This window comes from Pseudomonas sp. A214 (assembly GCF_900156295.1).
Lineage (GTDB): Bacteria > Pseudomonadota > Gammaproteobacteria > Pseudomonadales > Pseudomonadaceae > Aquipseudomonas > Aquipseudomonas rhizophila.
In genome coordinates this window covers 84533-97487 of record NZ_LT707062.1, presented here as the reverse complement: position 1 = coordinate 97487, position 12955 = coordinate 84533, and the positions used below count along the sequence as shown (strand labels likewise).

Annotated in this window: 13 protein-coding genes; 6 read left to right on the top strand and 7 right to left on the bottom strand. The window is 61.0% G+C overall.

Annotated elements, in window-relative coordinates; genetic code table 11:
* Window positions 1-7: 7 nt before the first annotated feature.
* From BW979_RS00415 to BW979_RS00400, 4 genes are all read right to left on the bottom strand, one after another.
* Window positions 8-682, bottom strand: coding sequence for an urease accessory protein UreF (locus tag BW979_RS00415; RefSeq protein WP_076382884.1), 675 nt, complete (start codon window positions 680-682; stop codon window positions 8-10).
* Complete coding sequence (gene ureE, locus BW979_RS00410) at window positions 679-1179, bottom strand: urease accessory protein UreE (protein WP_047227345.1); 501 nt, start codon at window positions 1177-1179, stop codon at window positions 679-681. Before ureE ends, BW979_RS00415 begins: the two co-directional genes overlap by 4 nt.
* 271 nt (window positions 1180-1450) lie before the next feature.
* Window positions 1451-2083 carry a TetR family transcriptional regulator gene (locus BW979_RS00405; RefSeq protein ID WP_076382882.1) on the bottom strand — a complete coding sequence of 211 codons (633 nt, stop codon included), beginning with the start codon at window positions 2081-2083 and terminating at the stop codon, window positions 1451-1453.
* Window positions 2084-2240: 157 nt separating this feature from the next.
* Window positions 2241-2705 carry a hypothetical protein gene (locus BW979_RS00400; protein ID WP_047227347.1) on the bottom strand — a complete coding sequence of 155 codons (465 nt, stop codon included), beginning with the start codon at window positions 2703-2705 and terminating at the stop codon, window positions 2241-2243.
* Between the two features lie 386 nt (window positions 2706-3091).
* Here BW979_RS00400 and BW979_RS00395 point away from each other — a divergent pair, with 386 nt between their 5' ends.
* Window positions 3092-5167 (top strand): AsmA family protein, encoded by a 2076-nt coding sequence (locus tag BW979_RS00395; RefSeq protein WP_076382880.1) that lies wholly within the window; start codon window positions 3092-3094, stop codon window positions 5165-5167.
* 109 nt (window positions 5168-5276) lie between these two features.
* On the opposite strand, the gene BW979_RS00390 is transcribed toward BW979_RS00395, so the two are convergent.
* Both BW979_RS00390 and BW979_RS00385 read right to left on the bottom strand, forming a co-directional pair.
* Window positions 5277-5807 carry a ferritin-like domain-containing protein gene (locus BW979_RS00390; RefSeq protein ID WP_047227349.1) on the bottom strand — a complete coding sequence of 177 codons (531 nt, stop codon included), beginning with the start codon at window positions 5805-5807 and terminating at the stop codon, window positions 5277-5279.
* 56 nt (window positions 5808-5863) lie between these two features.
* Window positions 5864-6805: a LysR substrate-binding domain-containing protein gene (locus BW979_RS00385; RefSeq protein WP_047227350.1), complete on the bottom strand. Its 942-nt coding sequence runs from the start codon at window positions 6803-6805 to the stop codon at window positions 5864-5866.
* 138 nt (window positions 6806-6943) lie between these two features.
* Between BW979_RS00385 and BW979_RS00380 the strand changes: the two genes are divergently transcribed.
* From BW979_RS00380 to BW979_RS00365, 4 genes are all read left to right on the top strand, one after another.
* Window positions 6944-7582 (top strand): FMN-dependent NADH-azoreductase, encoded by a 639-nt coding sequence (locus tag BW979_RS00380; RefSeq protein ID WP_076382878.1) that lies wholly within the window; start codon window positions 6944-6946, stop codon window positions 7580-7582.
* A gap of 69 nt (window positions 7583-7651) precedes the next feature.
* Window positions 7652-8542 (top strand): esterase/lipase family protein, encoded by an 891-nt coding sequence (locus BW979_RS00375; protein ID WP_076382876.1) that lies wholly within the window; start codon window positions 7652-7654, stop codon window positions 8540-8542.
* Window positions 8543-8755: 213 nt separating this feature from the next.
* Entirely contained in the window at window positions 8756-9046 is a 291-nt protein-coding gene (locus tag BW979_RS00370) for a PsiF family protein (protein WP_047227353.1), read from the top strand.
* A gap of 231 nt (window positions 9047-9277) precedes the next feature.
* Entirely contained in the window at window positions 9278-10291 is a 1014-nt protein-coding gene (locus tag BW979_RS00365; protein ID WP_047227354.1) for an AI-2E family transporter, read from the top strand.
* Window positions 10292-10423: 132 nt separating this feature from the next.
* Here the strand turns inward: BW979_RS00365 and BW979_RS00360 are convergent, their stop codons facing one another.
* On the bottom strand, window positions 10424-11698 hold the full coding sequence (locus BW979_RS00360) for an Hsp70 family protein (protein WP_076382874.1): 1275 nt from the start codon (window positions 11696-11698) through the stop codon (window positions 10424-10426).
* 297 nt (window positions 11699-11995) lie between these two features.
* Here BW979_RS00360 and BW979_RS00355 point away from each other — a divergent pair, with 297 nt between their 5' ends.
* Window positions 11996-12937, top strand: coding sequence for a DnaJ C-terminal domain-containing protein (locus tag BW979_RS00355; protein WP_076382872.1), 942 nt, complete (start codon window positions 11996-11998; stop codon window positions 12935-12937).
* Window positions 12938-12955: the final 18 nt, after the last annotated feature.

Genomic DNA, 12955 nt, shown 5'->3' with positions numbered 1-12955 from the left:
GGGTCTCCTAGGAACGGAACAGGCGGCTGTACTGGCGCTCATGGGCCATACACGCCAGGGACAGGCCAAACGTGGCGCTGCCGTAATGGTCGGGATCAATGTTCGAGGCGTTGTGTTGAGCCTGTTGCAGCAGTGGCAGCAGTTCGCTGGTCAGGCGCTGGGCGGCTTGCTGGCCCAGGGGCAGGGTCTTCATCAGGACGGCCAACTGGTTTTCCAGCCAGCTCCATAACCAGGCGGCCAGGGCGTCCTGGGGGCTGATGTTCCAGGCGCGGGCGGCCAAGGCCCAGCCCAGGGCTAGGTGCGGTTCAGTACGTTGTTCAAGAAAGCGCCGTGCCGCGGCATCGAGTTCCGGCAGGCCGCCCAGCAACTGCTGCAACGAATAACCCATCTGCCGACTTTCCTGATGCAGCTCGCGGGTTTCCCGGCTGGCGCGGTGTTCCTCGCAGTGTTGCAGCAAGGCGTCCCAGTCGTCGGCGGCGGCGGCGGTGCAGTGGGCCAGTAGCAAAGGCGCCTCGAAGCGTGCCAGGTTCAACAGCAACTGATCGCTGATCCAGCGACGGGCGTCGTCGCAGGTTTTGACCTGGCCGTTATCCACTGCCATCTCCAATCCCTGGGAATAGCTGTAGCCGCCGATCGGCAATTGCGGGCTGGCCAGACGCAGCAGCGCCCACGCCGGGTTCATGTGCGTACGCCGAACTGATGCAGGCGTGGCGCGTAGTTGAAATCTTCGTCGCCGTGTCGGGAATGATGATGGCCGCCGCCATACGCGCCGTGTTCCGGTTGGAACGGAGCCTCTATGTTTTCGGCACTGGCACCCAGTTGCTCGAGCATCGCCTTGAGCACGTAATCGTCCAGCAGGCGCAGCCAGCCATCGCCCACTTGCAGGGCGACATGGCGATTGCCCAGGTGATAGGCCGCGCGGGTCAGTTCAAATGCATTGGCGCAGGTGACATGCAGCAATTGTTCGGGGCGGGCGCAGACGCGCACGATGCGTCCGTCTTCAGCTTGCAGGCATTCGCCGTCGTATAACGGCGGCTGACCTCGCTCAAGGAACAACCCCACATCTTCACCCTCGGCACTGAAACAGCGCAGGCGGCTTTTGCTGCGGGCGTCGAAGGTCAGGTGCAGCTCGGCGTCCCAGCGGGGTTGAGTGTCGATTCTGCGGTGAATCACCAGCATCGGAGTGCTTCCAGCAATGAACGGTGCTGTGTTTAGAGCAAGGGGCTTGCCAATCGAAGAAGGTGTAGGAAATAGCTGGGATGGCGTTTCAGGATGGGGCGGATTGCGTGCCGTTATGGTGCACTTGTCGATATCGCGCACCATTTTGCAGCTTTCGCGAAACACTGTGGGAGCGAGCCTGCTCGCGATATCAGTGCATCAGAAAATCAACGCTGACTGACCCACCGCTATCGCGAGCAGGCTCGCTCCCACAAAGGAAACGTCTCGGTGGCTACTCGGTACTGCCCAGCCCTTGCCAATGTTTGAGGCCAATAAAGATGAACCGCAGTTGCTGGGTAATCTTCGCCTGGGGCGTGAGGTGTTCGGGGAGAGCGTGAGCGGGTGGGTCGATGATGTCAGGCAGGGTGGCGAACACGCTTTTGACGATCAGGTCGGCCATTACGCTCAGGGCGGCAAGGTCCAGGTGCTGCAATTTGGGCATCAATGCCAGGTCGGCGGCCAGGTCCGAGGTGATGCCTTCACGCAGACAGGCGATGGCCTTGCGCACGGGCAGCGAGCCGCCGTATTGCTCACGGGCCAAAAACAGGAATTGCGAACGGTTGGCTTGGACCACGTCGAGGAAAATACGCACGGAGGCATCAATGATGCCGCCCATGACGAATTCGTTGTGGCGCACCAGCCGGATCGTTTCGCGAAAGGTCTGACCGACTTCGCTGACCAGAGCCAGGCCCAGTTGGTCCATGTCGTCGAAATGCCGGTAGAACCCGGTGGGTACGATGCCGGCGGTCCTGGCGACTTCGCGCAGGCTCAGGCTGCCGAACCCTCGGCCGCACTCCATCAAATGACGGGCTGCATCCATCAAGGCATTGCGGGTCTGTTGTTTCTGTTCGGCGCGGGGCAGCATCGCAGGGCTGACTTCTGATTCACGGAAGCGACGCACTCTAGCAAATCGGCTTTGCCGACGTCGAACGGTAGAGGGGGATATAGCGGGGAAAACGAGGTTCTCGGAAAGTCAAAAGCCCGATTGCAGGAATCGGGCTTTTTTCCAGGCCACCATGGGCTCAGCTCACTGCGCTGTTGCGTTCGATCACACGGTCACCACCACCTTCGGCAATGGCGCCCTGTGGGGTGCGCTCGTAGCCACCTTCAACCAGGCCTTTTTCTTCCAGGCGGTCACGGCCACCTTCAGCGACTTCCTGACCCTGAGGGGTACGTTCGTAGCCACCTTCAGCCACTTCCTGGCCCTGAGGGGTACGTTCGTAGCCGCCTTCGGCTACTTCTTGACCTTGAGGGGTACGTTCGTAGCCGCCTTCAGCTACTTCTTGACCTTGAGGGGTACGTTCGTAGCCGCCTTCAGCCACTTCCTGACCTTGACGGGTCTGGTCGAAGCCATCTTCAGCAACGGTCTGGCTATAGACCGAACGGCTGTCTTTAACCTGCGGCGTGGCTTGTTCGGAGGCTGGCAGTGCGAAAGCAGTGGAGGCCAGCATTGAAAGGGTGAGGCTCATCAGTAATTGGCGTTTCATGATCATTGCTCCTTGGGAGGGCGATAAAGTGGGTACGGAGGCAATGCTACTCTCGATAAGTCGATATAAAAGTTCATAAAGGCAATGGTAATAATCAACGGAATTGATTGTTCTGTGGAAAGGCTCTAGAACGGGCCTTTGCGAGGCGTGGTTTTGCACCGCAGTGGGTATTTTGTACCCATTGATGCCACGCAAAAGTGCGGGGGCGGTAACAGGTAGTTGGCGGTTTGGTCAGGATTTTTTCAGTTTTTTGTACCGCCCGTCGCCCAAAGTGTTAAACCAGTTGGCCGTATCGCCAGTCCTACTCTTCACAACGAGCCGATTACAGGCTCGTGTTTCCAAGGCGTCGCCGTCCGGACGCAGATTTGTCATCAGGAGCCTTGTGCATGACGCGCACCTCAAAAATCTTCGCCTGGACCTTCGCCAGCCTTGTTTTCCTGCTGGCCGTATTGGTGCTGGTCATCGCGTTCTTCGATTGGAACCGGATAAAGCCGCCGCTCAATGCCAAGGTTTCCGAAGAGTTGCATCGCCCGTTCGCCATCAATGGCAACCTGGCGGTGGTCTGGCAGCGCGAACCGCTGGAAGGCGGCTGGCGGGCCTGGGTGCCGTGGCCCCATGTGGTGGCCGAAGACTTGAGCCTGGGCAACCCGGACTGGTCGAAAACTGCGCAAATGGTCACGCTCAAGCGCGTCGAATTACGCATTTCGCCCCTGGCCTTGCTGGCCCGGCGAGTGGCAATTCCCCGCATCGACCTGACCGAGCCCGACGCCAACCTGCAACGCCTGGCCGATGGTCGCGCCAACTGGACGTTCGAGTTCGATCCGAAAGACCCCGACGCCGAGCCGTCCAGCTGGGTCGTGGACATTGGTACCATCGGCTTTGACAAAGGCCATGTCACTATTGATGACCAGACGCTGAAAACCCGCCTGGACCTGTTGATCGACCCGTTGGGCAAACCCATCCCGTTCAGCGATATCGTCGGCGACAATGCTGCGAAAAAAGCCCGGGACGCAGGTGCGGCTCCCCAGGATTATGCGTTTGCCTTCAAGGTCAACGGCCAGTACCACGGGCAGAACCTGGCAGGCTCCGGCAAGGTCGGTGGCCTGTTGGCTCTGCAGGATGCCTCGCAACCTTTTCCGTTGCAGGCTCAGGCGAAGATCGGTGATACCCGTGTCGAACTGGCCGGCACGCTGACCGACCCGATGAACCTGGGGGCGCTGGATCTGCGCTTGAAGCTGGCCGGGAACAGCCTGGCCAATCTTTATCCGCTGACCGGCGTGACCCTGCCGGATTCGCCGCCCTATTCCACCGATGGCCGCCTGATCGCCAAACTCCACGAGCCCGGCGGGGCACTGTTTCGTTATGAGGCCTTCAACGGCAAGATCGGCGATAGCGATATTCACGGTGACCTGGCCTACGTTGCCAGCCAGCCGCGGCCAAAACTCAGTGGCGCGCTGGTGTCCAATCAACTGTTGTTCAGCGACCTGGCCCCCCTGATCGGCGCCGATTCCAACGCCGAACAAAAGGCCCGAGGCGGCGCGAGCAAACAGCCGTCCGACAAAGTGCTGCCCGTGGAAGAGTTTCGTACCGAGCGCTGGGGCGTGATGGATGCCGATGTGGAGTTCACTGGCAAACGAATCGTCCACAGTGAGCAGTTACCGTTCACCGACCTTTACACGCATCTGGTGCTCAACGACGGCCAACTAAGCCTTGAGCCCCTGCGCTTCGGTGTGGCCGGTGGCCGGCTCGACGCGCAGATCCGCCTCAACGGCCGCACCCGGCCCCTTGAGGGACAGGCGAAGCTGACGGCGCGGGGTTTCAAGCTCAAGGAGTTGTTCCCCGGTTTCGCGCCGATGAAAACCAGCTTCGGTGAGCTGAACGGCGATGCCGATATCACCGGCCGTGGCAATTCGGTGGCGGCGTTGCTGGGCACCTCCAACGGCACGTTGAAAATGCTCATCAACGACGGCGCCATCAGTCGGGAGCTGATGGAACTGGCGGGGCTGAACGTCGGTAACTATGTGGTGGGGAAAATCTTTGGCGACGAGGAAGTGAAGATCAACTGCGCGGCGGCGGACTTCGACATCAAGACCGGCCTGGCGACCACTCGCCTGTTCGTGTTCGACACGGCGAACGCGATCATTTATGTCGATGGCACGGCGAACATGGCCACCGAACAACTGGACCTGACCATCACTCCGGAGTCCAAGGGCTGGCGCTTGATTTCCCTGCGCTCGCCCTTGTACGTGCGCGGCACCTTCGCCAAGCCCGCGGCGGGCGTCAAGGCCGTGCCGTTGATGCTGCGTGGGGCCGGGATGGTGGCGCTGGGCGTCATTGCCGCGCCGGCGGCCGGGTTGTTGGCCCTGGTTGCGCCCAGCGGTGGCGAGCCGAACCAGTGTGCGCCGTTGCTGGAGCAGATGAAGGCCGGCAAGGCACCGGTGACGGTCAAACCAACCCGCTAGCCAGGCTTTGCGGTGAGGTTACTGGCCCCATCGCGAGTAGGCTCGCTCCCACATCGACCGCGACAGGACACGATTCAATGGGGGAGCGAGCCTGCTCGCGATAGCGGTATTACAAATCGGCCAGGATGTCGGCCATGTCATCGGCATGCTCTTCTTCCTGAGCCAGGATGTCTTCGAAGATTCGCCGGGTGGTCGGGTCCTTTTCGCCGATGTACTGGATGATTTCCCGGTAGCTGTCGATGGCGATCCGTTCGGCGACCAGGTCTTCGTAGACCATTTCCTTGAGGGTGTTCCCCGCCACGTACTGGGCGTGGGAGTTACGGGTTAACAGGTCGGGGTTGAACTCCGGCTCGCCGCCCAACTGTACAATGCGCTCAGCGAGCTTGTCGGCGTGTTCGGCTTCCTGGTTGGCGTGTTCGAGAAACTCGCTGGCCGCCACGCTGGCCTTGAGGCCGGTGGCCATGAAGTAGTGGCGCTTGTAGCGCAGCACGCACACCAGCTCCGTGGCCAGCGCTTCATTGAGCAGGCGAATGACTTCCGGTCGATCGGCGCTGTAGCCCTCGGTCACCGCGCCGTTCTGCACGTTCTGCCGTGCCCGTTCGCGCAGGGTGGTTACATCGGATAGGTGCATGTCACTCATAGCATTCTCCTGGAGGCTGATCCGGTAGGGCGTCACGCTCTGTTGGCGTGATCGCTCTAAATCTGAGTGACGCGATCCTCGAAAAGTTTTACCGAATTTTTCAGTGCATGAGCGGACTGCCGCGCCTCTTCCTCCAGCCACTGGAAGAATGCCCGCACCGGCGGATGGCGTTCACGGCCTGGAACGCACAGGGCACTGTAGCCAGCGCCGTTGACCTGAATCTGCGGCCGATAAGCCACCAACAGGCCACTGGCGAGGCTTTCGGAAGCGAGGATGTTGCTCGCCAGTACCAGGCCTTGCCCGGCTATCGCCGCTTGCAGGGCGTAATGCTCCTCATCGTACTCGCGCATGCAAGGTTGCCGGGCCAGCCAGGTTTCGCCGGCCTGAGCGCACCAGGCTTCCCAGCCATGGGCATACAGTTTGGAATTGTGCCAGCGCACGCTGATCAGCGTGGGCTGCCTCTGCGCGGCCAGGGCCACTTGTTCCGGCGAGCCGTACACGCCGAAGTGTTCATCGAAAAGGCACAGGCCGTACAGGTTCGGGTAGCTGTCCAGGCTGTAGCGCACCACCAGATCGACGCTGGCGTCCTGATGCAGATCGACCACTTCGCAGTGGGTGTCCAGGCGCACGTTGATATTCGGATGACGCGCATAAAACCGGCCCAGGCGCGGCACCAGCCACAGGGTGGCAAACGCTGCGGTGGTGGACAGTGTCAGGTGAGTGTTGGTGCGTTGCGGGCGCAGGGTGTCGACGCTTTGCGCCACTTCCAGCAGGGCCCCGTGCAGGCTGTGGAACAAGCGTTGGCCGCCGTCGGTGAGCCGCACCTGGCGCGGCTGGCGTTCGAACAGCTGCACACCTAGCCAGGTTTCCAGGGCGCGGATCTGATGGGAAACCGCTGTGGGTGTCACCGACAGCTCCGCCGCCGCAGCCTTGAAGCTGAGCAGCCGTGCGGCAGACTCAAAGGCCCGCAGTGCGTTGAGGGGCAGCGTGGCAAACATTACTCATCTCCTGAAGTGCCATGGATGAAATTATCTCATCTAGCGTGACAAGCGCTCATTTGCCCGGAATCAGCGCGGAACATCAAGCTGAAAGCCGAAAAGTTCTTTTGATTGTAGTCGCAACCCAAGGAGATTCAGATGAGCAAAATTCTTGTCGTGCATGGCAGCCCTCGTGGCGAGCGCTCTCACTCCCGACGCCTGACCGAAGGCTTTGTCTCGGCCTGGCAGGCGGCCCATCCGCACTCCCAGCTGAGCCGGCGCGAAGTGGGGCGCACCGTGATTCCTCCGGTCAACGAAGCGTTCATCGCGGCGGCGTTCTACCCCGAACCGCAAGCCCGACCGCTGACCATGCAGGCGGATCTGGCGCTCAGTGATGCATTGGTGACGGAATTGCAGGCCCATGATCGGTTGGTCATCTCCGCGCCCATGCACAACTTCAGCGTGCCCAGCGGTGTAAAAGCCTGGATCGACCAGATCGTGCGGATCGGGCTGACGTTCAACCACAGCCTGGATAACGGCGTGTCGCAGTACGAACCGCTGGTACTGGGTAAGAAAGCGCTGATCGTGACCAGTCGTGGCGACTTCGGTTTCGGGCCTGGTGGTCAGCTTGAAGGGATGAACCACGCCGACACGCTGCTGCGCACCGTGCTGGGCTTTATCGGTATCACCGATGTGACGGTGGTTGCCGCCGAAGGTGAGGAGTCGGCTGAGCGCAGTTTCGCCCAATCCTGTGCCGAGGCCGAGCAACGCTTGCTGGGGTTGGCGCAGACGTTCTGATGGCGCGGGTGTCATAGACTGGTCATCATCGATACCGATGCTGACCACCTATTGATCAAGGATGTCGCCATGTCACAACAGTGCGCCACTCGTTACCCGCTGGTGCTGGTCCCCGGAATGCTCGGGTTCATTCGTCTGGTGCTGTATCCGTATTGGTACGGGATCGTCTCGGCGTTGCGCCGGGGTGGGGCAGTGGTGGTTGCTGTGCAGGTGTCACCGCTGCACTCATCCGAGGTGCGCGGCGAGCAGTTGCTCGCGCGGATCGAGGAGATCCTCACGCAAACCGGTGCGCAGAAGGTCAACCTGATCGGCCACAGCCAGGGCGCCCTCACGGCACGCTACGCGGCGGCCAAGCGCCCGGACCTGGTGGCATCGGTCACTTCGGTGGCCGGCACCAACCATGGGTCCGAGCTGGCTGATTACCTGCAGGCCCATTACCCGGCCAACAGCGCCAAGGGTCGCCTGCTCAGTGCTTTGCTGCGGTTGATCGGCGCCCTAATGAGCCTGCTGGAAACCGGTTATCGCGGGCCCCGGTTGCCGGTGGATATCCAGGCGTCCCACGCCTCTCTCACTACCGCGGGCGTGGCCCTGTTCAACCAGCAGTATCCCCAGGGCCTGCCGGAAACGTGGGGCGGGAACGGACCGGAAGTGGTCAATGGCGTGCGTTATTACTCCTGGTCCGGAACCTTGCAGCCAGGCAAGACCAACAGGGGGCGTAACCTGTTTGATGGCACCCACCGGAGCTGCCGGCTGTTCGCCCGCACTTTCGTGCGTGAGGCCGGGCAGTGCGACGGCATGGTCGGGCGTTACAGCTCGCATTTGGGCATGGTGATCGGCGATGACTATCCGCTGGATCACTTCGATATCATCAACCAGTCGCTGGGGCTGGTGGGCAAGGGCGCCGAGCCGGTTCGCTTGTTCGTCGAGCATGCGCAGCGGTTGAAGGCTGCCGGCGTGTAGGGCTTCAGGTCGGGTTGTCCGTCATCGCGAGCAGGCTCGCTCCCACATTCGGATTGGGTTTCTTCTGGCGGAGTGCGGTCAACTGTGGGAGCGAGCCTGCTCGCGATGACGGTCAATCAGGCACGGAAATTCGCGCAGATGAAGGTGTAACAGGCGTTGTCTACACTGCACCTCATCGCCGTACCCATCGTGCGGCAGCCAGGAGAAAACATCATGAAGATGCTGCGTGTTCCTTTGTTGGTGATCGGGTTGCTGCTGTCTTCCCAGGGTTTCGCCGCCACGGCCCAACAGAACAAGATGACCACCTGCAATGCCGACGCCACCGCCAAGGCCCTCAAGGGCGACGAGCGCAAAGCCTTCATGAGCAACTGCCTCAAGGCCACCCCCGTCGATGCCAGCACCCCGCAGGAACGCATGAAAACCTGCAACGCCACGGCCACGACCCAGGCACTGAAAGGCGATGCGCGTAAAGCGTTCATGAGTGAGTGTCTGAAGAAAAAATAACCGCCGGGATTTTTTCAGACGGTGAAGGCCTCATCGCGAGCAGGCTCGCTTCCACAGTTGATTTGCACTGCCCGGTCCATTGTGGGAGCGAGCCTGCTCGCGATGGGGCCGGCAAAGGCGCTACAAAAAACACCTGCACTGTGATCGAGGTCAGCCGATACAATCCCTAGTGCTGTTGGTGGAACGCTGGCAGACTGCCGATCCTTTCACGCCGTTTTGTTCTGAGGCTGTATGCCAACGTTTTCTCAGCGTCATGTCTTGTTGGTGATCAGTTGGGTGATCATTTTTGGTGGGTTGTTGCTGGTGCTGCCACTGCGCCTGTTGCCGAGCCTTTTGGCCGGTTTGCTGGTGTTCGAGCTGGTCAACATGCTCACCCCGCAGTTGCAACGGCTGATCGAGGGCCGGCGGGCCCGCTGGTTGGCGGTGGCGCTGCTGGGCACGCTGGTGGTCAGTGTGCTGTCGTTGATTTTCGCCGGGGCCTTCAGTTTCCTGCTCCATGAGGCGGAAAACCCTGGCGCATCCCTGGACATGTTCATGACGGTGGTCGACCGCGCCCGGGGGCAGTTGCCACCGTTCATCGACGCCTACCTGCCGGCCAGCGCGGCCGAGTTTCGGGTGGCCATTGGCGACTGGATGAGCAAGCACCTGAGCGAGCTGCAGTTGGTGGGCAAGGATGCGGCCCACATGTTCGTGACGTTGTTGATCGGCATGGTCCTGGGGGCTATCGTCGCCCTGCAGCGCATCCCCGACCTGACCAAGCGCAAGCCCCTGGCGGCGGCGCTGTTCGACCGTCTGAGCCTGTTGGTCAAGGCGTTCCGCAACATTGTGTTCGCCCAGATCAAGATTTCCCTGCTCAACACCTTCTTCACCGGGATTTTCCTGGCGGTGGTGCTGCCGCTGTTCGGCATCCACCTGCCGCTGACCAAGACCCTGATCGTCATGACGTTCCTGTTGGGGCTGCTGCCGGTCATTGGCAACCTGATGTCCAACACCCTGATCACCATCGTCGCCTTGTCGCTGTCGATCTGGGTGGCAATGGCGGCGCTGGGTTACCTGATCGTGATCCACAAGCTCGAATACTTCCTCAATGCCCGCATCGTCGGTGGGCAGATCAGCGCCAAGTCCTGGGAATTGCTCATGGCGATGCTGGTGTTCGAAGCCGCGTTCGGCCTGCCGGGCGTGGTGGCGGGGCCGATTTATTATGCTTACTTGAAGAGTGAGTTGAAGCAGGTGGGGATGGTTTGATCTGATCGGCGTCGCCTGTTCTGACGCCATCGCGAGCAGGCTCGCTCCCACCGTTGAGCGAGTTCCTTCAGAGGGAATGCGGTTCAATGTGGGAGCGAGCCTGCTCGCGATAGATGCGCCGCAGAACTTGAATCAGACCTGCGTGCCGTAACGCTTCATCGCCTCGATCGCCAGCCCGCTGCCGATACTGCCGAAGATATTGCCTTCCACATGCCGGGCCAGGGGGAGCATCGCCGAGACGCTGTTGCGCAGTGCCGGGATGCCGCTGGAGCCACCGGTAAAGAACACCGTATCCACCTGATCGACGCGTACGTTGGCATCGTTGAGCAATTGCGTGACGCTGCCGCGCACCCGCTCCAGCAGGCCGTCGATGGCCGATTCGAACAGTTCCCGGCTCAGGTCCACGCTCAGGCCTGCCTCGATCCGGTCCAGGAGCAAATGGCGCTGGTCGGAGTGGGTCAGCTGGATCTTGGTTTCTTCCACTTCCATCGCCAGCCAGTGCCCCGCGCGCTGTTCGATCAACTTGAACAACCGGTCGATGCCGCCGGTGTCTTCGATGTCGTAGCGCATGCTGCCCAGAGCCAGGGTGGATTTCTGCGAGTACACCGCGTTGATGGTGTGCCAGGTCGCCAGGTTCATGTGGTGGCTGGTGGGCATGTAGGCGCCGCTTTTCATGCGGCTGCCGTAGCCGAACAGCGGCATCAGGCCGGCCAGCGAGAGCTGCTTGTCGAAGTCGGTGCCGCCGATGTGCACGCCACCGGTGGCGAGGATGTCGGCGTGACGGTTGTCATGGGTGCGCCGCTCGGGCGACAGGCGTACCAGGGAGAAGTCCGAAGTACCGCCACCGATGTCGACGATCAGTACCAGCTCTTCCCTCTCGATGGTCGACTCATAGTCGAAGGCCGCCGCGATGGGCTCATACTGGAACGAGACTTCCTTGAAGCCGATGGCGCGGGCCACGTCCACCAAGGTGTTCTCCGCTTCCTGATCGGCCATTTCATCGTCGTCGACGAAAAATACCGGGCGACCCAGTACCACTTCTTCGAATTCCCGACCGGCGGTGGCCTCAGCGCGCTTCTTCAACTGGCCGATGAACAGTCCCAAAAGATCCTTGAACGGCATGGCCGTGCCCAGCACGCTGGTGTCGTGCTTGATCAGCTTGGACCCCAGCAGGCTCTTGAGCGAGCGCATCAGCCGGCCTTCGTAGCCTTCCAGGTACTCGTGCAGGGCCAGGCGGCCATACACCGGGCGGCGTTCCTCGAGATTGAAAAAGACCACCGAGGGCAGGGTGATCTTGTCGTCCTCCAGCGCAATCAGCGTTTCCATGCCGGGGCGCAGCCAGCCGACAGTGGAGTTGGACGTGCCAAAGTCGATGCCGCAGGCACGGGCCGGAGATGCGTTTTTCATGTCTTTCGGATTCCAGTTGAAAAAACGGCCGCGCAGTGTATGTCAGTGCGGCACGGATTCGAAGGCCGGTTATCTGCTAATTCGTAAACTCTGGCCTTGAAAGACAGCGTCGCACCCCCAAACTTGCTGGCATGGGCCTGGCAGCCACAAGGCGAGTACAAGAACCGCCACCGGCTGCCGATAAACTTCTGAAGCGCCGCCCGGTCACAAACCTTGAGATCGGTCAAACCCCAGGACTTGTATCACGAGCATGCTGCGGGTGGCGGTGCGATATCGATAACGGATGGTGATCCTTCGATGGACTTCAAAGACTATTACAAGATTCTGGGTGTGGAGCCGACGGCTGATGACGCCACGATCAAGGCTGCTTATCGCAAACTGGCCCGCAAATACCACCCGGATGTGAGTAAGGAAAAGGATGCCGAGACCAAATTCAAGGACGTCTCCGAAGCCTATGAAGCGCTGAAGAGCGCCGACAAACGCGCCGAGTACGATGACCTGCGTCGCTATGGCCAGCACGGCCAGCCTTTCCAGGGACCGCCGGGCTGGCAAAGCCGGGGCGGCTTTGGCGGTGGACAGGACACCGGCGATTTTTCGGATTTCTTCAGCTCGATTTTTGGTAATCGCGGGCCGGGTTTCGGTGGCGGACAGTCAGGCCGCAGCACCGGCCGTCGAGGGCAAGACGTGGAAATGGAACTACCGATTTTCCTGGAAGAGACCCTGTCGAGCGAATCGAAGAAGGTCAGCTTCCAGGTGCCGCAGTACAACGCCGCCGGCCAGCACGTCAGCAATACCAGCAAAAGCCTGAACGTGAAGATTCCCCTGGGCGTGACCGACGGCGAACGCATCCGCCTCAAGGGCCAGGGTGCGCCGGGTATTGGCGGCGGTGCCAATGGCGATTTGTACCTGACCATTCGTTTTGCCCCGCACCCCACGTTCGACGTCGAAGGCCAGGATCTGATCATCACGTTGCCCCTGGCGCCGTGGGAATTGGCACTGGGCACTGAAGTGGCGGTGCCGACCCTCACGGGCAAGATCAACCTCAAGGTTCCGGCCGGCAGCCAGAATGGCCAGCGCATGCGCGCCAAGGGCCACGGCCTGCGCAACAAGGCCGGCGAGCGCGGTTACCTGTTCGTACAGCTCAAGGCCGTGATGCCCAAGGCCAGCGACGAGGCAGTCAAGGCGTTGTGGGCGGAGCTGGCAAAGAAGGCTGCGTTCGATCCGCGGGAGAATTTCTGACTGTTTTGAGGCGCTAGA

What these genes read in the sequence shown, in the direction of transcription:
- BW979_RS00405 (WP_076382882.1), bottom strand. Translation starts at nt 2,083, where the DNA reads ATGCTGCCCCGCGCCGAACAGAAACAACAGACCCGCAATGCCTTGATG.
- ureE (WP_047227345.1), bottom strand. Translation starts at nt 1,179, where the DNA reads ATGCTGGTGATTCACCGCAGAATCGACACTCAACCCCGCTGGGACGCC.
- BW979_RS00380 (WP_076382878.1), top strand. Translation starts at nt 6,944, where the DNA reads ATGAGCAAAATTCTTGTCGTGCATGGCAGCCCTCGTGGCGAGCGCTCT.
- BW979_RS00395 (WP_076382880.1), top strand. Translation starts at nt 3,092, where the DNA reads ATGACGCGCACCTCAAAAATCTTCGCCTGGACCTTCGCCAGCCTTGTT.
- BW979_RS00415 (WP_076382884.1), bottom strand. Translation starts at nt 682, where the DNA reads ATGAACCCGGCGTGGGCGCTGCTGCGTCTGGCCAGCCCGCAATTGCCG.
- BW979_RS00375 (WP_076382876.1), top strand. Translation starts at nt 7,652, where the DNA reads ATGTCACAACAGTGCGCCACTCGTTACCCGCTGGTGCTGGTCCCCGGA.
- BW979_RS00370 (WP_047227353.1), top strand. Translation starts at nt 8,756, where the DNA reads ATGAAGATGCTGCGTGTTCCTTTGTTGGTGATCGGGTTGCTGCTGTCT.
- BW979_RS00360 (WP_076382874.1), bottom strand. Translation starts at nt 11,698, where the DNA reads ATGAAAAACGCATCTCCGGCCCGTGCCTGCGGCATCGACTTTGGCACG.
- BW979_RS00355 (WP_076382872.1), top strand. Translation starts at nt 11,996, where the DNA reads ATGGACTTCAAAGACTATTACAAGATTCTGGGTGTGGAGCCGACGGCT.
- BW979_RS00385 (WP_047227350.1), bottom strand. Translation starts at nt 6,805, where the DNA reads ATGTTTGCCACGCTGCCCCTCAACGCACTGCGGGCCTTTGAGTCTGCC.
- BW979_RS00400 (WP_047227347.1), bottom strand. Translation starts at nt 2,705, where the DNA reads ATGAAACGCCAATTACTGATGAGCCTCACCCTTTCAATGCTGGCCTCC.
- BW979_RS00390 (WP_047227349.1), bottom strand. Translation starts at nt 5,807, where the DNA reads ATGAGTGACATGCACCTATCCGATGTAACCACCCTGCGCGAACGGGCA.
- BW979_RS00365 (WP_047227354.1), top strand. Translation starts at nt 9,278, where the DNA reads ATGCCAACGTTTTCTCAGCGTCATGTCTTGTTGGTGATCAGTTGGGTG.